The organism is Vibrio sp. 378 (assembly GCF_033339435.1).
Genome location: NZ_JAWOUO010000003.1, coordinates 373,295 through 391,640, shown reverse-complemented (window position 1 = coordinate 391,640; position 18,346 = coordinate 373,295). Strand labels below are relative to the sequence as shown.

21 protein-coding genes are annotated in these 18,346 nt (G+C 44.5%); 13 read left to right on the top strand and 8 right to left on the bottom strand.

Annotated elements, in window-relative coordinates:
- Positions 1–23: 23 nt before the first annotated feature.
- From folC to purF, 4 genes are all read left to right on the top strand, one after another.
- A complete protein-coding gene (gene folC, locus R7Q48_RS08340) occupies positions 24–1,286 on the top strand; it encodes a bifunctional tetrahydrofolate synthase/dihydrofolate synthase (RefSeq protein ID WP_005380586.1) in 1,263 nt (420 codons plus the stop codon).
- Between the two features lie 14 nt (positions 1,287–1,300).
- Positions 1,301–1,894 carry an SPOR domain-containing protein gene (locus tag R7Q48_RS08335; RefSeq protein WP_005380588.1) on the top strand — a complete coding sequence of 198 codons (594 nt, stop codon included), beginning with the start codon at positions 1,301–1,303 and terminating at the stop codon, positions 1,892–1,894.
- Between the two features lie 61 nt (positions 1,895–1,955).
- Entirely contained in the window at positions 1,956–2,447 is a 492-nt protein-coding gene (locus tag R7Q48_RS08330) for a CvpA family protein (RefSeq protein WP_005380590.1), read from the top strand.
- 36 nt (positions 2,448–2,483) lie between these two features.
- Positions 2,484–3,998 (top strand): amidophosphoribosyltransferase, encoded by a 1,515-nt coding sequence (gene purF, locus R7Q48_RS08325; protein ID WP_005380592.1) that lies wholly within the window; start codon positions 2,484–2,486, stop codon positions 3,996–3,998.
- 65 nt (positions 3,999–4,063) lie between these two features.
- Here the strand turns inward: purF and R7Q48_RS08320 are convergent, their stop codons facing one another.
- A complete protein-coding gene (locus R7Q48_RS08320) occupies positions 4,064–4,939 on the bottom strand; it encodes a LysR family transcriptional regulator (RefSeq protein WP_005380599.1) in 876 nt (291 codons plus the stop codon).
- A gap of 289 nt (positions 4,940–5,228) precedes the next feature.
- On the opposite strand from R7Q48_RS08320, the gene R7Q48_RS08315 reads away from it, so the two are divergent.
- The 7 genes from R7Q48_RS08315 to recR all read left to right on the top strand — a co-directional run bounded on the left by R7Q48_RS08315 (position 5,229) and on the right by recR (position 10,974).
- Positions 5,229–6,335 carry a response regulator gene (locus R7Q48_RS08315; protein WP_005380606.1) on the top strand — a complete coding sequence of 369 codons (1,107 nt, stop codon included), beginning with the start codon at positions 5,229–5,231 and terminating at the stop codon, positions 6,333–6,335.
- A 223-nt stretch (positions 6,336–6,558) separates the two neighbouring features.
- Entirely contained in the window at positions 6,559–6,690 is a 132-nt protein-coding gene (locus R7Q48_RS08310) for a hypothetical protein (protein ID WP_005380608.1), read from the top strand.
- A 33-nt stretch (positions 6,691–6,723) separates the two neighbouring features.
- Positions 6,724–7,110 carry a YbaN family protein gene (locus tag R7Q48_RS08305; RefSeq protein ID WP_080276930.1) on the top strand — a complete coding sequence of 129 codons (387 nt, stop codon included), beginning with the start codon at positions 6,724–6,726 and terminating at the stop codon, positions 7,108–7,110.
- Positions 7,111–7,272: 162 nt separating this feature from the next.
- Complete coding sequence (gene apt, locus R7Q48_RS08300) at positions 7,273–7,818, top strand: adenine phosphoribosyltransferase (protein ID WP_005380615.1); 546 nt, start codon at positions 7,273–7,275, stop codon at positions 7,816–7,818.
- 8 nt (positions 7,819–7,826) lie between these two features.
- Positions 7,827–9,932 (top strand): DNA polymerase III subunit gamma/tau, encoded by a 2,106-nt coding sequence (dnaX, locus tag R7Q48_RS08295; RefSeq protein WP_053306682.1) that lies wholly within the window; start codon positions 7,827–7,829, stop codon positions 9,930–9,932.
- A gap of 82 nt (positions 9,933–10,014) precedes the next feature.
- Positions 10,015–10,344 carry a YbaB/EbfC family nucleoid-associated protein gene (locus R7Q48_RS08290; protein ID WP_005380618.1) on the top strand — a complete coding sequence of 110 codons (330 nt, stop codon included), beginning with the start codon at positions 10,015–10,017 and terminating at the stop codon, positions 10,342–10,344.
- Positions 10,345–10,374: 30 nt separating this feature from the next.
- Positions 10,375–10,974 carry a recombination mediator RecR gene (gene recR / locus R7Q48_RS08285; RefSeq protein ID WP_005380619.1) on the top strand — a complete coding sequence of 200 codons (600 nt, stop codon included), beginning with the start codon at positions 10,375–10,377 and terminating at the stop codon, positions 10,972–10,974.
- 51 nt (positions 10,975–11,025) lie between these two features.
- Here recR and aqpZ read toward each other — a convergent pair whose 3' ends face one another.
- From aqpZ to R7Q48_RS08270, 3 genes are all read right to left on the bottom strand, one after another.
- Complete coding sequence (aqpZ, locus tag R7Q48_RS08280) at positions 11,026–11,724, bottom strand: aquaporin Z (protein WP_054866366.1); 699 nt, start codon at positions 11,722–11,724, stop codon at positions 11,026–11,028.
- 229 nt (positions 11,725–11,953) lie between these two features.
- Entirely contained in the window at positions 11,954–12,202 is a 249-nt protein-coding gene (locus tag R7Q48_RS08275) for a YkgJ family cysteine cluster protein (RefSeq protein WP_017820793.1), read from the bottom strand.
- A 137-nt stretch (positions 12,203–12,339) separates the two neighbouring features.
- Positions 12,340–12,588 (bottom strand): GlsB/YeaQ/YmgE family stress response membrane protein, encoded by a 249-nt coding sequence (locus R7Q48_RS08270; RefSeq protein WP_005380625.1) that lies wholly within the window; start codon positions 12,586–12,588, stop codon positions 12,340–12,342.
- Between the two features lie 188 nt (positions 12,589–12,776).
- Between R7Q48_RS08270 and R7Q48_RS08265 the strand changes: the two genes are divergently transcribed.
- Together R7Q48_RS08265 and R7Q48_RS08260 are read left to right on the top strand one after the other, a co-directional pair.
- A complete protein-coding gene (locus R7Q48_RS08265; RefSeq protein ID WP_074191653.1) occupies positions 12,777–13,217 on the top strand; it encodes a YcgN family cysteine cluster protein in 441 nt (146 codons plus the stop codon).
- Positions 13,218–13,408: 191 nt separating this feature from the next.
- On the top strand, positions 13,409–15,088 hold the full coding sequence (locus R7Q48_RS08260) for a mechanosensitive ion channel family protein (protein ID WP_005380681.1): 1,680 nt from the start codon (positions 13,409–13,411) through the stop codon (positions 15,086–15,088).
- Positions 15,089–15,157: 69 nt separating this feature from the next.
- On the opposite strand, the gene R7Q48_RS08255 is transcribed toward R7Q48_RS08260, so the two are convergent.
- From R7Q48_RS08255 to R7Q48_RS08240, 4 genes are all read right to left on the bottom strand, one after another.
- The gene (locus R7Q48_RS08255) at positions 15,158–15,442 is read right to left on the bottom strand and encodes a putative quinol monooxygenase (protein WP_256902980.1); all 285 of its coding nucleotides are present in this window, start codon (positions 15,440–15,442) and stop codon (positions 15,158–15,160) included.
- 17 nt (positions 15,443–15,459) lie between these two features.
- On the bottom strand, positions 15,460–15,855 hold the full coding sequence (locus tag R7Q48_RS08250; RefSeq protein ID WP_005380685.1) for a VOC family protein: 396 nt from the start codon (positions 15,853–15,855) through the stop codon (positions 15,460–15,462).
- 140 nt (positions 15,856–15,995) lie between these two features.
- Positions 15,996–16,295: a ribbon-helix-helix domain-containing protein gene (locus R7Q48_RS08245; RefSeq protein ID WP_005384938.1), complete on the bottom strand. Its 300-nt coding sequence runs from the start codon at positions 16,293–16,295 to the stop codon at positions 15,996–15,998.
- Between the two features lie 136 nt (positions 16,296–16,431).
- Positions 16,432–18,009, bottom strand: a complete 1,578-nt coding sequence (locus R7Q48_RS08240; RefSeq protein WP_005380687.1) for an alkaline phosphatase — start codon at positions 18,007–18,009, stop codon at positions 16,432–16,434.
- Positions 18,010–18,346 lie beyond the last annotated feature (337 nt).

Here is an 18,346-nt window from a genome sequence, read left to right as displayed (position 1 = left end):
AAGAATTTAATGGTTAAAGTTAGATGACCCAAAACCCAATTCCTCAAGCCACATCTTCATTAGAGATGTGGCTTGATTATTTAGCAAATATTCATTCCTCAGCAATTGATCTAGGCTTAGACCGTGTCCAAGCGGTAGCAAACAAAGCCAATCTTACCAAACCAGCTCCAACCGTAATCACCGTTGCCGGAACCAATGGCAAAGGCTCAACGTGTGCGTTAATGGAAGCCATTTTACTTGATGCTGGCTATTCAGTCGGTGTTTATAGTTCTCCGCACCTGATTCGTTACAACGAGCGTGTACGCATTAATGGCGTTGACGTTGTAGATGCCAAGCACTGTGAAGCATTCGATTATGTAGAAAAGCAGCGTGGTGATGTTAGCCTTAGCCTCTTTGAATTCGGTACGCTTGCTGCGCTACGTATTTTCCAAGTAGAGAAAGTTGACGTTGTCTTACTTGAAGTAGGACTTGGCGGCCGTCTAGACGCCACTAACGTTGTTGACCATGATGTTTCTGTTATTACGAGCTTAGCGATCGATCATGTGGATTGGCTTGGTGATGACATCAATGTTATTGGTTTTGAAAAAGCGGGCATTTACCGTTCAGGGAAGCCAGCAATTTGTGGTCAACCGACGCCACCAGCGACCGTGGCGGCTCATGCTGACGATATTGGTTCTGAGTTCTTCCAAGTAGGTATTCAGTACGATTACCAACTAACTGATAATGGTTGGAAATGGAGCAGTGGGGCATTTGAGTTAGAGGATTTACCAATCCCATCGCTACCATTACAAAATGCAGCCACTGCACTGATGGCACTAGGGGCTTCGGAATTGCAAATCACTGACATAAATATTGTCAATGGCTTGAATAATGCGCGTTTGGCGGGGCGTATGCAAGTACTGCATCACGAACCTGAAATAGTCCTTGATGTCGCTCATAACCCGCACTCTGCTGAGTATTTGGTAGAAAGAGTGAAGCAACAATATCTGGGTAAGAATATCCATATTGTGGTTGCAATGCTGCATGACAAGGACATTAAAGCAACCATTGAAGCGCTAACTCCAGTTGCAACACAATGGTATCCAGCGTCGCTTACTGGACCGAGAGCGGCGACCGCTGATGAATTGTGCCAATACTTACCTGATGGGCAAGTTCATTTTGAAAACCCTGTTGACGCCTTCGAGAGTGCGAGAAGCCACGCAAAGGCAGGAGACGTTATTCTGGTGGTTGGCTCATTCCATACCGTCGGAGAGGTATTGGAACATTGGCAATCAAATAATAAATAAGTAAAGGTATTTTGATGGCAAGTAAATTCCAAAGTCGTTTAGTCGGCACCATCATTCTAGTCGCAGTCGGAGTCATTGTTCTTCCCGATGTGCTAGATGGTAAGAAACTGCACTACAAAGAAGAATTTGCCAGTATTCCTATCAAACCAGAACTTGATAGTGATGTGGAAAACTTCGAAATATTAGAGCCAGTGGAAGACGACATTACGTTACCGGATTCTCCGGTTGAAGCTGTAGTGCAAGAACGTGAGGATGCTCAAGTAGCCGTTTCTGAGCCCGAGCCAGTGCCAACATCTAAACCTGAGGTCATCAAACAACCAGAGCAAGTTGAGGTCGTCACTCGTCCTGTTCAAGAGAAAAATCAATATGAAGATTCAGCTTGGATCATTCAGTTGATGGCACTTAAGAATCACGAAAATGCTGTCGCGCTTGTCGCGGATTTGCAAAAGCGTGGTTATCAAGCTCACACAAAGAAAGAAAACGAGTTTACGAGAGTGATTGTTGGCCCTGATGTGTCAAAAAGTAAACTTGAACGACAAGTTCAAGAATTACAAAAAATTACAGGCTCAAAAGGTCAATTGCTTAAATTTAAGCCATTAAATCCATAAGAAAACGTTTGCGTCAGCATTTTTTCTGTTAAAATGCGCGCCAACTTAAGATGAAGAAAAGATGAATTGGATAGATTTTATCATTTTAGGTGTGATCGGATTTTCAGCTCTGATCAGTTTAGTTCGCGGTTTTGCTAAAGAAGCTTTGTCTTTGGTGATTTGGTTCGGAGCGTTTTTTATCTCCAGTAATTACTATGCCAAATTGGCGGTGTACTTCACCAACATCGAAGATGATATGTTTCGTAACGGAGCGGCGATTGCGGCGTTATTTGTCGCAACCTTGGTAGTTGGTGCAGTGGTGAATTACGTCATTGGTCAACTGGTACAAAAAACAGGGCTATCAGGTACGGACCGAATTCTCGGGATTGTATTTGGTGGTCTACGCGGAGTCTTAATTGTTTCTGCGGTGCTGTTTTTTATGGATGCGTTTACTGCATTCCCAAGCTCGGATTGGTGGAAAGATTCACAGTTGATCCCTGAGTTCAGCCGTATCATCGCCCCATTCTTCGAGCATTTACAAGCAACATCAAGTTTTCTGTCTGGCACTATCTAGTAGTGCCAGCTACTGTCGCAAATCGAGGATTAGGACATGTGTGGTATTGTTGGAATCGTGGGCACAACGCCTGTAAACCAGTCTATTTATGACGCGTTAACGGTGTTACAGCATCGTGGCCAAGATGCCGCTGGTATTTGTACCATAGAAAGCAATCGTTTTCGTCTACGTAAGGCGAACGGTTTAGTCAAGGATGTATTTGAAGCAAGACACATGCAACGCCTGCAAGGCGAGGTCGGAATTGGTCATGTTCGTTACCCTACAGCAGGCAGTTCAAGCGCTTCAGAAGCTCAACCTTTCTACGTAAACTCTCCTTTCGGTATTACACTTGCCCACAACGGTAACTTGACTAACGCTAACGAAGTTCGTCAGAAGCTGTTTGAAAAAGATCGCCGTCATATCAATACCACTTCAGACTCTGAAGTATTACTAAATGTACTGGCGCACGAAATTGACTCAGTAAAAGGAAATGTCACGACCGAAGACGTATTCCGCGCAGTCACCAATGTTCATCGCACAATTCGCGGTGCTTATGCTGTGACAGCTATGATCATTGGTCATGGTATGATTGCATTTCGTGACCCACACGGTATTCGCCCGCTGTGTTTAGGTAAGCGTGAAGTTAACGGCAGAGCAGAGTACATGGTTGCGTCTGAATCGGTGGCATTGGATGCGGTCGGTTTTGATTTCGTCCGTGATGTTGCACCTGGTGAAGCGATTTACGCAACGTTTGACGGTGAGCTTTACACGAAGCAGTGTGCAGATAATCCTAAGCTCAACCCTTGTATTTTCGAGTTCGTGTACTTTGCTCGTCCGGATTCGTTCATCGATAAAATTTCGGTATACAGCGCTCGCGTTGAAATGGGTAAAAAGCTGGGCGAACGTATTCGTGAAGATTACGCAAACCTTGATATCGATGTTGTCATTCCTATCCCTGAAACGTCTTGCGACATTGCACTGCAAATCGCTCAAGCGATCGATATCCCTTATCGCCAGGGTTTCGTGAAAAACCGTTATGTTGGACGTACGTTTATCATGCCTGGCCAGCAACAACGTAAGAAATCAGTACGTCGCAAGTTGAATGCTATTCGTTCGGAATTCAAAGGTAAGAACGTGTTGCTGGTGGATGATTCTATTGTTCGTGGTACAACGTCAGAGCAGATTATTGAGATGGCTCGTGATTCTGGTGCCAAGAAAGTGTACATGGTCTCAGCGGCTCCTGAAGTTCGTTTCCCGAACGTATACGGCATTGATATGCCAAGTGCTACAGAGCTTATTGCCCATGGCCGTGACAACGATACAATTTGTAAGCAGATTGGTGCCGATGCGCTTATTTATCAACGTCTAGAAGATTTGGTAGAAGCTGTAGGTCTTGGAAATCAAGACATTACTCAGTTCGATACTTCCGTGTTTAACGGTGAATACGTAACGGGTGATATCGACCAACAATACCTAGATTTTTTAGATGGTCTTCGTAACGATGATGCGAAAACACAACTTGAAATCCAACAGGACTTAGCAAACCTAGAGCTTCATAACGAAGGCGCATAGGATGCGCTTTCTTAAGTCGTAAAAAAACCAGAGCTTCGGCTCTGGTTTTTGTTTTCGCTATCTAATTAGTGAATGTTATAAGCGATCACAAAGTCAATAAAGAGGCGAACTTTCTCTGGCAGGTGATCTTTGTGGTTGTAAAGCATATAAATGTCGCGCGGGTTTGCACTCCAATCTGGCAGTATGCGTACCAAATCGCCGCTCTCGATGTACTCTTTGATCATGACATCTGGCATTAGTGTGATGCCTAAACCTTCGGAACAAGCGCTGCGCACCACATTGAGCGCGTTTGCTTGAAAACGACCACGATCAACATTCACCACAGACTCGCCTTTGCTATTAATCAAGGTCCACTTAATAAGCGGGTACCCTTTTAGCAATGAATGGTTAGAGAGCTCTTCTGCATGATGTGGCGCAGGATTCGAGGTTAGATAGTCAGGGCTTGCAACGAGAATATCCTTCACTTCGCCAATCTTACGCGCGATGAGGCTAGAGTCGCGTTGCGGTCCCACTCGAAAAATTACATCCCATTCAGTAGGGTCAAGCTTGTCCGCATTATTCTCTGTCGTTAGCTCAATGTTGATGTCCGGGTACTGCTTCATAAAGCTGTTGAACATCGGCATCATCATTCGTTTAGTTAAGTTGTAAGGCGCGGATATCTTAATTTTGCCGGATGCTCCTCGGCAGTCGTCAGTGATTTCCTCTGCTGCGGTTGTTAGCCTTTGTAGTAAAGGAGAGCACTCATGGTAAAAACGTTCCCCTGCTTCAGTGAGCGAGAGTTTGCGAGCATGACGGTTCAATAGTCGAAGATTGACAGAGTCTTCTAGCGCTTGAATGCGTCGGGTGATGGTCGCAACCGGGATCATGGTTTTTCGCGAAGTTGCGGTGTAGCTCCCATTTTCGACAACCAGTCGAAACAGGTTTAAGTCATCTAATTTCATATTTCCAGACACATTAAATTACCGATTACGGTTAATTTATAATTAACTTTGTGATCAAAGCTTGCTTTAAGTCAACATGTTGCATCATTTGAACACAGCAACCCTGTTTGAGTAAATACTGTTATACGCCGTAATATTTGTATTAATGCAGTTTCCGAGCTAAGTTTTATAACAAGGCGAAGCGGCCTCAGGTCTTGCTGTGACACGTTTTGCTGGAAGTAAACACAACAAAAATAATGACTTAATAATAAATCTGTTTTTTTGACTGAGCTTTGTGAGGGATAAAGGTATGTTTAAGACTCACAGTCAAACGGCAATGGTCTCGGCACAGGAAGTGATTAATCAAAAACTAATAATGTTGGTGGACGATGATCCAATATTTCGTAAAGTAACCAATGCCTATTTAGAAAGTCAGGGTTTTAAAGTAGTAGAAGCAGAAAACGGCCTAGAAGCGCTTCAACAACTCAGGGAATGCCAACCCGATCTTATCTTATGTGATTTATCGATGCCGGTCTTAGATGGTATCGAGTTCGTCGAAGAAGTTAGTCTCGAATATCCATATATGCCGCTTATCGTGGTATCAGGCACGGATGAAATGTCCGATGTCGCGAAAGCGTTGCGATTTGGTATTAAAGATTTTCTTCCTAAACCGATAGGTAATTATGAGCACCTATCTCAGGCGATAGAGAATACGCTGGAAGATACCGATAGCCACTTCTCAGAACAACGTGACTTTTCAAGTCAGTGGTTCAGGGTTGATGATGGTGGTGAAATCCCGGATGAACAAGAGCTGTATTGGCATCTGGAATATTTGCAACAGAATCCGAGTGCGGCAAGAGATTTACTGCAAGCTCTATTGCCAGAGAAGGATGCTGCTCAGGGAGATTGGCGCTGCTCGTACCGTTTATTGCAATCGACGGATGTGATGCCCTTGGTTTTCGATTATCGTTGGTTAATGAATGGTCAATTTGCGTTTTATCTCGTTGATTCTGCTTCCCAAGCTAATGATGGAGTTGCGACGACATTGCTCGTTAGGGCATTGTTTGACGATTATCTCCGTAACTTGAAAAGTTTCAGTGCTGATCTCAAGGACATGGTAGGGATCATTGAAAAAGGAATTGAGTGTTCGGAGTGTGCGGGTGCAGTCAATGCTGTGTTTGGTGTCGCCGACCTCGCTTCATCCTCGGTCTCTATATTGCCTGCGGGTTTAGATAGCCATTGGTCTGACGGAAATACGAATCAACACATCGCAGCAGGTAACCGTTTAGGGGGAGGAAGTATGAAAAACTTCATCACCCGCGATTTACCGCTTAGTGTTGCAGGACAGTTGTCTATCGGGTGTTTAGGTTCTTCAAGTTTTAGTTTAAGTATTACCCGGAAATCCCGACTAGTATAATTATGACTTGCAAACCAATAAGCAGCGTCCTTACGCTGCTTATTATCTTTTTAGAACCACCAAAACAACATACGTTTAGTTTAATAACCTTACTTTTTACTGGTGTTTAGATTTGGCTGTTTAATGTATAGTCAGCGCTTAAAACAATAATGACCCATTTGTGCAACGATAATTTAACGCTGTGCCTTGGGAGAAGCAAAGTCAACTAGTGAGAAGACACATCATGGCAGACAAAGATTTTAAAGAGCCTTATAATATTTTTTACTTTTTAGGTTTTATTGCAGTTCTTTTGATCCCAACACTTCCTGCAACGCTAACCTGGCTTCGTGTAATGAATGGTTACGCAGGCTTTTAATCTAGCTATTTTGTACCGGAGTTCACCATTCGTATTAAGCGTTACTTTTTCAATACTGTTGGTGGACTCTGTATTGTGCTCGGCATAGCCGGCATAGCCCTTCCACTTTTACCCACCACACCTTTTATTTTGCTTGCTAGCGCATGTTTTATGCGTGGTAGCCCCGCATTTCATCAATGGTTACATAACCACAAAACGTTTGGACCCATTCTCGACAATTGGCATAAGCATCGGGCTGTTACTTCAAAAGTAAAAAAGCGTGGTGCGATTTTTATTGCGCTTAGTTTCATGGTTTCAATCGTTGTTGTCCCCCTCGTTTGGGTAAAAATTGGTCTTTTAGTGATGCTAATCGTTTTACTCAGCTGGTTTATGCGTCTGCCTGTGATTGAGTTGGTTGCTGACCGAGAAGAAAATCACTAAGATTGTAGAGAATAGTGTGCCCGCTCTTCGAGTGGGCGTTTGTATTTTCAGCGCCTGTGACTTTTACGAAAATAAGCACATAGTGGTGAAAACCTATTGTTCGTTGCCCTCGTGATACTGCGATTAGAGAGGGCGATGAGCCAATCTAAGTAAATCGGTATTATGACTACAGAAACAATTTCACTGATCAAATCTAGCATCAAAAGCATCCAAGACTACCCAAAGCCAGGCATTCTATTTCGTGATGTGACGAGCCTTCTTGAAGACGCGAAAGCATACCAAGCGACGATCAACTTACTTGTTGAACGTTACAAAGATATGGGCTTTACCAAGGTTGTGGGTACGGAAGCCCGTGGCTTTCTATTTGGCGCGCCTTTAGCGCTTGAGCTAGGTGTTGGTTTTGTACCAGTGCGTAAACCAGGCAAGCTACCACGCCCTACTGTTGCTCAATCTTATGAGCTTGAATACGGCGTTGATACACTAGAAATCCATACAGATGCCATCGTTGAAGGCGACAAAGTACTGGTTGTCGACGATTTATTGGCAACGGGCGGTACTATTGAAGCGACGACTAAGCTGATTCGCCAACTGGGTGGTGAAGTTGAGCACGCTGCGTTCGTTATCAACCTACCAGAAATCGGTGGCGATAAACGTTTAGAAGCACTAGGTCTAAACGTGTACAGCATCTGCGATTTTGAAGGACATTAATACATTCAATGAGTTATTTAGCTTTAGCGCGAAAATGGCGTCCTAATCAGTTTGACCAAGTTGTCGGACAAAAACATGTCCTGACGGCGTTGGAAAACGCACTGGCGCAAAACCGTTTACACCATGCTTATCTGTTCAGCGGGACTCGTGGTGTGGGTAAAACGAGTATCGGTAGGCTGTTTGCCAAAGGCTTGAACTGCGAAACCGGCATTACCGCGACACCTTGTGGTAAGTGTGATACTTGTCGTGAAATTGATGAAGGTCGCTTTGTCGATCTTCTTGAAATCGACGCAGCATCACGTACTAAAGTTGAAGACACTCGTGAACTGTTAGACAACGTTCAATACAAACCTGCTCGTGGACGTTTTAAAGTGTACCTCATCGATGAGGTGCACATGCTATCGCGTCACTCTTTCAATGCGTTGTTGAAAACCCTGGAAGAGCCGCCAGAGTATGTGAAGTTCTTACTCGCAACAACTGATCCACAAAAGCTGCCTGTCACTATATTGTCGCGTTGTCTTCAGTTTCATCTGAAACCAATCAGCGTTGATGATATTCACCAGCAACTTGATTACATCCTAGGTCAAGAGCAAGTTTCAGCAGAGCCAAAAGCGTTGGGTATGATCTCACATGCTGCAGATGGCAGTATGCGTGATGCTCTTAGCTTGACTGATCAAGCAATTGCATTAGGTAACGGTGCGGTGCAAGCCGATATTGTCAGCCACATGTTGGGGACGATTGATACCGACCAAGCGATTCACTTACTAGAGTCAATCAGCAGCAAGAAACCTCAACAAGCTATGGATAAAATCCAACAATTAGCGGCAAATGGTGTTGAGTGGGATGGTTTGTTGCAGCAAGTCGCAACACAGTTACACCGAATTGCGATGTATCAAGCGTTGCCCGCGTCGTTAGACCGAGCACAACCAGATGCAGAGAAAATTGAGCTGTTGAGTAAAGCTCTAAGCCCGCAAGACGTTCAGCTTTACTATCAAATTGCATTAAAAGGTCGTGAAGATTTGACCCTCTCGCCAAATGGGCGAGTCGGTTTGGAAATGATTGTGCTGCGTATGTTGGCGTTCCGCCCATCAAATAACAGTGGGGCAAATGTTGTTTCTAGTAACTGCGAGCCAGCGTCATCTCCGGCTCAAAGTACCAGTCAACCAAAGGCTGCGCCAGCTCAGACAGCCGCGGCTCCTCGAGCTCAGCAGCCGAGTCCAGCACAAAGCTCACCACAAGTGGCGCCTCAACCTTCATCCAGTTCACAACCTGAATATCACGCGAGTGGATATGAGACGGTTCCGCCACAGTATGATATGGCGCCGCCGATGAGCGAAAACCCTGCACCGCAGCATGAAACGCCACCTCAACAAGTGCAAGAGAGCGTTTCAACACCGGCGCGCGGTGGTCTAAGCGGTTTACGTCACCAATTACGTTCTCAGCGTCAAGGCCTACAACAGAACACTCCTCAAAATGGTGGCTCAAAAAAGCCTAAAGCGGCATCTGCACAACCAGAATCGGTTATCGACCGAGTAGCGCAATTGCATGGCAATTCCGCGCAGGTGTCGCCAAACTCAGCTCCGAAGTCGACGGAGCCACAAGTTGAGGAAGCGTATCGCTGGCGTCCAAGCAAGCCTGTTGAGACAAAAGTAAATACAAAACTGACACCTACGCAGCTCAAGCAGGCACTTGAGCATGAGAAAACGCCTGAAATGGCACAAAAGCTCATCGATGAGTCATTAGAACATAATGAATGGGCGAAGCTCATCAGCTTAATGGAGATCCCTAAGCTGGTAGAGCAACTTGCGCTAAACTCTCATTATAGTAAGGAAGGAACAACCGTTTCGTTACTATTGAGAAGCAGCCAAGCTCATTTGAATACTGATAGAGCTCAAGCCGAATTGCTCAAAGCACTTAATACCGTGTTAGGTGAAGAGTGCCACATGAGCATCGAAATAGGGGAGAGTGGAGAAACACCACTTGAACTGAGAGATAGGCTCTACCAAGAGAAATTACAGCAAGCGCTGAACAGTTTAGAAAACGATCCAAATGTTCAATTTATTGAACGTCGTTTTGCTGCAGAGCTTGATAAAGATAGTGTGCGCCCTATCTAATAATCGAATGGAATGGGGTTGAAAACCCAAAGGTATAACCCCATTAATTGATGCAACACCTCATTAAACCAGAGAGATAAACATGTTTGGTAAAGGCGGTATGGGCAACCTAATGAAGCAAGCCCAGCAAATGCAAGATCGCATGCAAAAGCTTCAAGAAGAAATCGCGAATATGGAAGTAACTGGCGAGTCTGGTGCTGGTCTAGTTAAAGTTACTATCACTGGTAGCCACAGCGTACGTCGTGTTGACATCGATGAAAGTTTGATGGAAGACGACAAAGAAATGCTTGAAGATCTGATCGCTGCGGCGTTCAATGATGCAGCCCGTCGTGTTGAAGAAACTCAAAAAGAGAAAATGGCTTCTGTAACTGGCGGTATGCAACTACCACCAGGTATGAAAATGCCATTCTAATCTGCTGATATTTAATTAAGCGGACTTTTAATGCGTACCAGTCATATGCTGGAGCAATTGATGGAGGCCTTACGTTGTCTACCTGGGGTTGGCCCCAAGTCAGCGCAGCGTATGGCCTTTCATTTGTTACAGCGCGATAGAAAAGGCGGTTTGCAGCTTGCAGATGCGCTTAGTCAGGCAATGACAGAAATAGGTCATTGTACTGAGTGTCGAACCTTCACCGAAGAAGAAGTCTGTCACATTTGTACCAACCCAAAACGCCAAGAAAATGGTCAAATTTGTGTGGTAGAAAGCCCGGCAGACATCGCAGCCGTTGAAGCAACAGGCCAATATTCTGGTCGGTATTTTGTTCTTATGGGACATTTGTCGCCATTAGATGGTATTGGTCCAAGTGATATTGGATTGGATGTCCTTGATTACCGCTTACGTCGCGGTGATATTACCGAAGTGATTTTGGCGACAAACCCAACAGTTGAAGGTGAAGCCACTGCCCACTACATCGCAGAGCTATGTAAAGAGCACCAAGTTGATGCCAGCCGCATCGCGCATGGTGTGCCTGTCGGTGGGGAGCTAGAGCTTGTTGATGGCACGACGTTGTCACATTCGCTATTAGGTCGACACAGAATTTAATAAAAAGCCGCTGAATTCAGCGGCTTTTTTGATTTTGGGAGTTAGGAACGATTAATCGTTCGATTCTTTACCAAGAAGGTTTTTGTAGATAACCGCACCAAGCACGCCACCCACAATAGGAGCAATCCAGAACAGCCATAGCTGAGAAACCGCCCAGTCACCCACATATACTGCGACTGCCGTGCTACGAGCAGGGTTTACTGACGTATTGGTGACAGGAATGCTGATCAGGTGAATGAGAGTCAAACACAGGCCAATTGCGATAGGTGCAAAGCCTTGTGGCGCACGTTTGTCTGTTGCACCCATAATGACAATCAGGAACATCATCGTCATGACAACTTCAGTCACAAGTGCAGCGATCATCGAGTATTGGCCTGGAGAGTGTTCACCATAACCATTGGCGGCAAAGCCAGAACCCACAACATCGAATCCTGCTTGTCCAGATGCAATAACGTAAAGCACGCCACCTGCGATAAGCCCGCCGATAACCTGTGAGATGATGTAGGGAGCAACGTCTTTTGTCTCAAAACGACCGCCAGTCCAAAGGCCAACTGTCACTGCAGGGTTCAAGTGACAACCTGAAATATGACCGATAGCAAATGCCATCGTCAGAACGGTTAAACCGAATGCCAAAGAAACGCCCAACAGACCAATACCCACTTCAGGGAAACCCGCAGCCAACACCGCGCTACCACAGCCGCCTAACACTAGCCAGAACGTGCCAAAAGCCTCAGCCAAATACTTATTCATGTTCTTTCCTGATCTTTAATTAAATGACCCGCTGAACATAGTCGAGAATTGTCAATAAATTGTGAGGGAGATCGCGCGAAAACCGCAAATGGAACGCTATGTGGCAAGAGTTCTCAAGGGTGAGATAAAAAGCAGAGGGGGAAAGTGCTAAATCTTGAGTTTGCTTTGATTACTGCCTCGGAGAGAAACAACCGAGGTACTAACTTTAAACGTGTGGTCTAGAGTCGCATTACGTCAATTGTTCTAATTCAGTGATGTTGTCGAGTGCTTCTTGATTGGTGTTGCCGCATACAATCGGACACGGTTTAAAATCGTGACAGACTTTAGGGCGTTCAGGCTTACCAAATAGCTTGCACAAATTGTCGTCGTTGAGTTGCACACAACGAACACCTGCAGGTTTGCCCTTGGGCATTCCAGGTATTGGTGAAGAGATACTTGGCGCAATACAGCACGCTCCACATCCTAATCGACAATCCATAATGTAAACCTCTTAAAAATTAAGGGGGCAATTATGGTCATTTTGACGTGGATTGGAAGAGTGAAGAAAGAAAAAAATAAAAGGGCGCGCTTAACATTACGCTCCCTTTTTGGTTTTTTGCTTTTAAATCATCGTGATTATTTTAAGAAACGGTTATAAACAAACAACAGAATAAATGCGCCTAGTGTTGCGGTAATGATACTACCAATGTTGACGCCAGTGGCTCCGCCGAAACCGAGAATGCCGCCAAGGAAGCCACCTACAAATGCCCCTGCAATACCAAGTAACATTGTTGCAATCCAACCGCCCCCATCTTTTCCTGGCATGAGCCATTTAGCAAGTGCGCCGGCGATTAAGCCCAAAATAATCCAAGAAATAATACCCATGAAAACTCCTTAATGCCTTCTTGATCAATTGAGTAATGGAAACTTGTTTAAGGATAGAACAGTAAAACGAAAGTAGTTGAATATCTCCACCGTTATGTGGGAAGGATGCAAGATCTTCTCAAAACTTGAACTTTTGCGTTGAGAAGAGTATAAATCGCCCCCTAAATTCCCTTGGTGAGACCTGAAGTATGAGCACTCCATTTTGGCAAAGTAAATCGTTAGAGCAGATGACAGAAGAGGAATGGGAATCTCTCTGTGATGGTTGTGGCAAATGTTGTTTGCATAAGCTGATGGATGAAGATACTGATGAAATCTACTATACCAATGTGGCTTGTAGTTGGCTGAACAGTAAAACGTGTTCGTGTAAGGATTACCCAAACCGTTTCACTTCGGGTGAAGAGTGCACCAAGCTGACCCGAGAAGACATCGACGATTTTACTTGGCTGCCACACACGTGCGCTTACCGTCTGTTGGCTGAAAAGCAGCCTTTACCAGAATGGCATCCGTTGATTACAGGTTCTAAGTCCGCAATGCATGCGGCAGGGGAAAGTGTCCGTAACAAAGTTGTTTACGAGATTGATGTGGTGGATTGGGAAGACCATATTTTAAATCATCCCAGCCGTCCTTAGTCGAATAAAAACAAGCCTTTCATTGATTAAATGAAAGGCTTGTTTGCTATTGGGGCTCCCAACTTTGACGTCTCGCTAACGAAATGCTGCTCAGTTTATTATTTAGTGTTGTAAACTTAGGAGTATGATTTCAACGCTTTACACTTCTATTCCTGATTGTTTTGATCAGGATTGTTCCCTATGAGGTAAACATGACGTTTCATTTCCCCCAGAAACTGCGCCTGACATCTTGGGTGACATTATTCGCACTTGCCGTCATTATGTTCTCCCCAATGGCTGTTCATGCGACTGCTACTGACGATATCCAAGAGCCTTCTGCTGCCGAAATCTCAATTGACAACTTGAACCGAGAGATTGTGGATTTATCCCAAAGCCTCTCGCAAGCGAGTGGCGACGAGCGTGACGCCCTTCAACTGCAACTATTCCAAAAGAATGAAGAATTAAGAAGCCAGTTAGCGTCAGCGATTGAACGTGAAACTATCTCTCGCGACAAGCTGATCTTGCTAGTTAAAAAACAAGAACAATACTCTGAGGACGCGACGAACTATCTATCGGAAAAAATAAAGAAAGTCGTCGAGGATTTAAATAAGGCTAAGGATGAAGAGAAGCTTGCTCTTGTTAATGATTATCGAGAGCTACAGCGTTATCTTGATGTTAGCTTCGATTCGAGCTGGCAAAATCTCGCTTGGTTGAAGGAGCTAGGGGCCCAAAACGAGCGCGCAGAAGCGGAACTAAAAGATAAAATTGATAAACGTATGCGCTTACTGTCTGCTTCAATTGAGTACTTGAGTCAGCAAAGTGAGATCATTGGCTCCCAACTTTCGTCTAGCCCAGAGTCGGAAAAAGCGTCGTTGCAACTTAGTCAGCTCATTACTAAACAAAGGCTAAATATTGCGACAGAAAGCTTACGCAACCTGATTTCAATTGGTGATAAAGTCGGTTTAGAAACGTCTGAATACAAACGCCAAATTTTTGAAGTGACGGGTAATATCACCCATGATTTACTGAATACCAAAGTTGTGTGGTCAATACTGAGTCACTGGTCCAACTCGGCACTGGATTGGTTTGCCGAGAATGCACCGCAGCATATCTTCCAGTTGTTTGTTTTTGCGCTGATTTTATTGATCGCTCGTGGACTGGCTAAGTTAACGCGCAAAGTGGTCCGTAAGGCAGTTGCATCGAAAAACTTAAAACTTTCCCACTTGATGCAGGACTTCTTTATCTCGATGTCCGGCAAATTCGTGTGGGTGATCGGTATCATGGTAGGCTTATCTCAGCTTGGCTTGAACCTAGCGCCAATCCTAACCGGTTTCGGTATTGCTGGTGTGATTATTGGTTTCGCGTTGCAAGACACGTTATCCAACTTCGCGGCGGGTATGATGCTGCTTATTTATCGCCCATTTGATGTTGGTGATTTTGTGTATGCTGGCGGTGTAGATGGCAAGGTAAGCCATATGAGTTTGGTGAACACCACAATCCGTACGTTTGATAACCAAATTATTATTGTGCCTAACAGCAAAATCTGGGGAGATGTGATTAAGAACGTCACGCATGAACGCATTCGCCGCGTGGATATGGTGTTTGGCATTGGCTATGCGGATGACCTCTTAAAAGCGGAGTCAGTATTGTCTGATATCATTACCTCTCACCCTTCGGTACTTCGCACTCCAGAGCCAATGATCAAAGTTCATACATTAAATACGTCTTCTGTAGATTTTATTGTGCGTCCTTGGGTAAAAACGGATGATTACTGGGATGTATACTGGGATGTGACTAAAGAAGTGAAACTACGCTTCGACCGAGAAGGTATTTCGATTCCTTTCCCACAACAAGATGTGCATTTGCATATGGTGGAGAAGCAAGACGCTTAATCACAGGTCCCAACTAGTGGAAGGCACTCTAGATAGAGTGCCTTTTTTGATCTTCGGTTAGCGCTATAGTTACAGTTCGTTAAAGAACACCAGTTTCGGCTCGCATTCTAACAAGTTGTCGATCTGGCTAATCAAAAGAGCAAAGTGTTCTGTTTTACCATGAAGCTCAAATGCTTGTTGGTTTTTAAATTGCTCCTGAAAAACGAAGTGGCATGTATTGTCTTTATCTTGGAACAATTGATAACGAACGCAACCTTCTTCATTGCGAGTAGGTTCAAGCGCTCGGGTAAGTCCCTCTTTTAACTCTTGTTCTTTTCCCGGTTGTGCATGAAAGGTAGCCGTCAAGTGAATCATAATGTTTACTCTTTTTGTTATAGGTAACGCCCTTGGCGTTGCAGGAACTCAATTTTGTAACCATCAGGGTCGGTTACAAAAAAGAACGTTGCTAAATGCTTTTGTTGATGGTCAAAGGCTTTGATGTCACCAGTTTCAATGCCGAGAGATTTAATGCGTTTGTGGGCTTGTTCAATGTCCTCCACGCTGACGGCAAGGTGGCCGTAACCTGAGCCGTGAGTGTAGGGCTCACTTTGGTCGTGATTGTGCGTCAGTTCCAATTCAAAGCCAGTTTCTTGGTTGGCTAGATAGGTTAGAGAAAAGCCATCAAAGATGTATTGATCAGCGACTTCTAGTTCAAGTACGTCACAGTAAAATTGTAGAGAGCGGTCCAGATCACTTACTCGGATCATGGTGTGAATCATTTTTGTCATAGGTACTCCTTGATAGTCCGCACAGGTTAGCGATTTCAAAAGGAGTCTGGGTAGTACTCTAGTACGACAAATTAGAAGATGCTCAAGGGTTTATAATACGGATGCATAGCCTAGGATGGTTATTGCTCGGTTGGTTGCTATTAACTGTTAAGTTGCGCAAGTGCTTGACGAGTGGTCTCTTGAGGTTGGCGGGCGTAAGTGAGGCAAGCGCATCGAAGTAAGGAGGCAAAGTTGTTCACTTCACCATTGTATTCGAGTGCTTCTTGATAAACAGTGCTTATGAATTTAGGAACCGTCATGTTTTGAGCACTAGCGATTTCCTCAAGAATTGTCCAAAAGCTCGCTTCAAGTTTTACACTGGTCGCGTGACCATCAATACGGATAGAGCGGGTGATGAACTGATAGTTGTCTTGGGGTTGCTTAGCAAAGATTTCGCACATTTTCTTTATTCATATAATTAAAGACCCATAATTATTGTGGTGTACGATTTAAAACGTCAACTGTTTTCATGCATAAAAAAACGCTCCCTTGCGAGAGCGTTGAAACATCACGAGTTGTGAAGTAAGTGCAAGTTGATTATTTAATTTGTTGCTTCAAGTACTCGCCTAGTTGCGAGTGGTGCATGATTTTTGATACCGGAAGGATAGTTTCTGCAGGTCCCCAAGCAAATACGTTGACAGGAGTATGCGTATGAGTACCCGTCCCCCATACTGTGTTTTGCTTTGTTGCATGCTCACGCGCTAGCAAGTTGCCACGGTCGTTGTAAGGAAAGAAAGCATCAAAGTCATTGATTGTCGGTACGTTCTCTTCGCTTAAGTATTTGTGTCCAGCGAGTCGGTATGGATTTGGTTTACTTGCTAATACGCGTTCTGCTTGCTCAGGCGTAATCGAAAAATCGCTATTTGCGTTCACGACTTCCGCAAACTTCTCTGGAGTTTGCTCTTTCTTATCAAGCGCTTGGAATTCACTGATCATGCCGTAGTAACTTTTCTTTTGGTTGTATAAACCATCGAGGATCTCGAACTGACCAAAGTTGAAGTTTGGCGCGTAATCCTGATTTTTGAATGCTTCGCCGTCGCGTTTTTGTGGTTTAGGCAAGTTTGCTGATGAGTAGCTAAAGCCAAAAGAGCCGGTTTCGTGGTCAGCAGTAACAATGATCAGGGTGTCATCACGGCCTTTTGCCCACTCATAAACTGAGTTTACCGCTTCATCGAATTTAAGCATTTCATGCAGCATCGTACCTGCATCGTTACTGTGGCCAGCCCAGTCAATTTGGCCGCCTTCAACCATCAAGAAAAAACCGTCTTTGTCTTTTGAAAGAATGTCGATTGCTTTGGTGGTCATTTCTTTCAGCGATGGCTGCGTGCGTTTTGGATCGTTTTTGCTTTGACTGTAGGCAATACCATCGTTCATGCCCGAGTAAGCAAAAAGTCCAAGTAATTTGTCACCTTTAGCTTGTGTGAGCATATCGCGGCTGAAAGCTAAGCTATAGCCTTGGTCTTGCGCTTCGGCAAGCAAGTTGCGTTCGTCTTTGCGTTTCGATTTTAGGTAGACATTACCTTGAGTGAGCTTTTCAAGTTGCTCGTATGTCTCTCCCTTGTCGTTTGTCGACTTTGGAATCCAATGACGAAGTCCACCAGACATCATCACGTCTACGCCTGTTTCGAGCATATCCGCCGCAATATTGTTTTCTAGGGAGCGATGTGGTTGATGAGCGGCAAATGCTGCTGGCGTTGCGTGGGTCATACGCGTATCAGAGACGAGCCCTGTCGCTTTACCTTTACTTTTGGCTTTTTCCAAAATAGTTTCGACATGGTTGCCTTGGCTATCAATGCCAATGACTTCAGAAGCGGTAGGGATTCCTGTCGCTAGCATCGTAGCTGAGCACGCAGAGTCGACGACAATTGCGTCTTCTGGATTGGTCAGTGATGATCCAATCACACCTTCTTGAGCGAGTTTGTATAACGCTGTGCTTTCGCCTTTGTAAACCGAGTTAGGTGCGTGTTTTGCGTAGGTCTCGAGTAAACCAACTTGTTGAGGACCCATGCCGTCGCCGATCATCAAAATGACGTTTTTGATTTCAGCTGAGAGTGCGTTGAAAGAGAGGGTAGATGCAGCCACTGCCGTAACGATTGGAGATACTAAGCGCTTCATTATATTTTCCTTGTTTATTGAAAGCGCAGGCATTAAAGCAATGATTTATGAAAGTTTTGTGTCGGTAATAAAAGTTTAACCAAATTGTCGTTTTTGTTTGGTTTTGCAGAAAAAATGAGTCGCTCTCTAACGTTCGTTAGTTTGGAAAGAAGAAAGCCCACAAACGTGGGCTTGGATTACGCTTAGGAGTTGAAAGCATGGACTAAAGTTATCCATTCAGTGCCTTCACAAGAAACCTAGTTTAGGGAGCAATAAACGAGCATATATTATCGGGCCACAAGAGCGGTCGAATTCACTTACGTTTGCATCATATCGTTCTTTGGCTTATTAAATTATG

Bases quoted from the DNA above. Each gene is read 5' to 3' on its own strand.
- R7Q48_RS08330 (WP_005380590.1), top strand. From the start codon at position 1,956: ATGAATTGGATAGATTTTATCATTTTAGGTGTGATCGGATTTTCAGCT.
- R7Q48_RS08270 (WP_005380625.1), bottom strand. From the start codon at position 12,588: ATGGGTATTATTTCTTGGATTATTTTGGGCTTAATCGCCGGCGCACTT.
- R7Q48_RS08320 (WP_005380599.1), bottom strand. From the start codon at position 4,939: ATGAAATTAGATGACTTAAACCTGTTTCGACTGGTTGTCGAAAATGGG.
- recR (WP_005380619.1), top strand. From the start codon at position 10,375: ATGCGTACCAGTCATATGCTGGAGCAATTGATGGAGGCCTTACGTTGT.
- R7Q48_RS08250 (WP_005380685.1), bottom strand. From the start codon at position 15,855: ATGACAAAAATGATTCACACCATGATCCGAGTAAGTGATCTGGACCGC.
- R7Q48_RS08310 (WP_005380608.1), top strand. From the start codon at position 6,559: ATGGCAGACAAAGATTTTAAAGAGCCTTATAATATTTTTTACTTTTTA.
- R7Q48_RS08275 (WP_017820793.1), bottom strand. From the start codon at position 12,202: ATGGATTGTCGATTAGGATGTGGAGCGTGCTGTATTGCGCCAAGTATC.
- aqpZ (WP_054866366.1), bottom strand. From the start codon at position 11,724: ATGAATAAGTATTTGGCTGAGGCTTTTGGCACGTTCTGGCTAGTGTTA.
- R7Q48_RS08315 (WP_005380606.1), top strand. From the start codon at position 5,229: ATGTTTAAGACTCACAGTCAAACGGCAATGGTCTCGGCACAGGAAGTG.
- purF (WP_005380592.1), top strand. From the start codon at position 2,484: ATGTGTGGTATTGTTGGAATCGTGGGCACAACGCCTGTAAACCAGTCT.
- R7Q48_RS08290 (WP_005380618.1), top strand. From the start codon at position 10,015: ATGTTTGGTAAAGGCGGTATGGGCAACCTAATGAAGCAAGCCCAGCAA.
- R7Q48_RS08245 (WP_005384938.1), bottom strand. From the start codon at position 16,295: ATGTGCGAAATCTTTGCTAAGCAACCCCAAGACAACTATCAGTTCATC.
- apt (WP_005380615.1), top strand. From the start codon at position 7,273: ATGACTACAGAAACAATTTCACTGATCAAATCTAGCATCAAAAGCATC.
- R7Q48_RS08335 (WP_005380588.1), top strand. From the start codon at position 1,301: ATGGCAAGTAAATTCCAAAGTCGTTTAGTCGGCACCATCATTCTAGTC.
- R7Q48_RS08265 (WP_074191653.1), top strand. From the start codon at position 12,777: ATGAGCACTCCATTTTGGCAAAGTAAATCGTTAGAGCAGATGACAGAA.
- dnaX (WP_053306682.1), top strand. From the start codon at position 7,827: ATGAGTTATTTAGCTTTAGCGCGAAAATGGCGTCCTAATCAGTTTGAC.
- R7Q48_RS08260 (WP_005380681.1), top strand. From the start codon at position 13,409: ATGACGTTTCATTTCCCCCAGAAACTGCGCCTGACATCTTGGGTGACA.
- R7Q48_RS08240 (WP_005380687.1), bottom strand. From the start codon at position 18,009: ATGAAGCGCTTAGTATCTCCAATCGTTACGGCAGTGGCTGCATCTACC.
- R7Q48_RS08255 (WP_256902980.1), bottom strand. From the start codon at position 15,442: ATGATTCACTTGACGGCTACCTTTCATGCACAACCGGGAAAAGAACAA.
- folC (WP_005380586.1), top strand. From the start codon at position 24: ATGACCCAAAACCCAATTCCTCAAGCCACATCTTCATTAGAGATGTGG.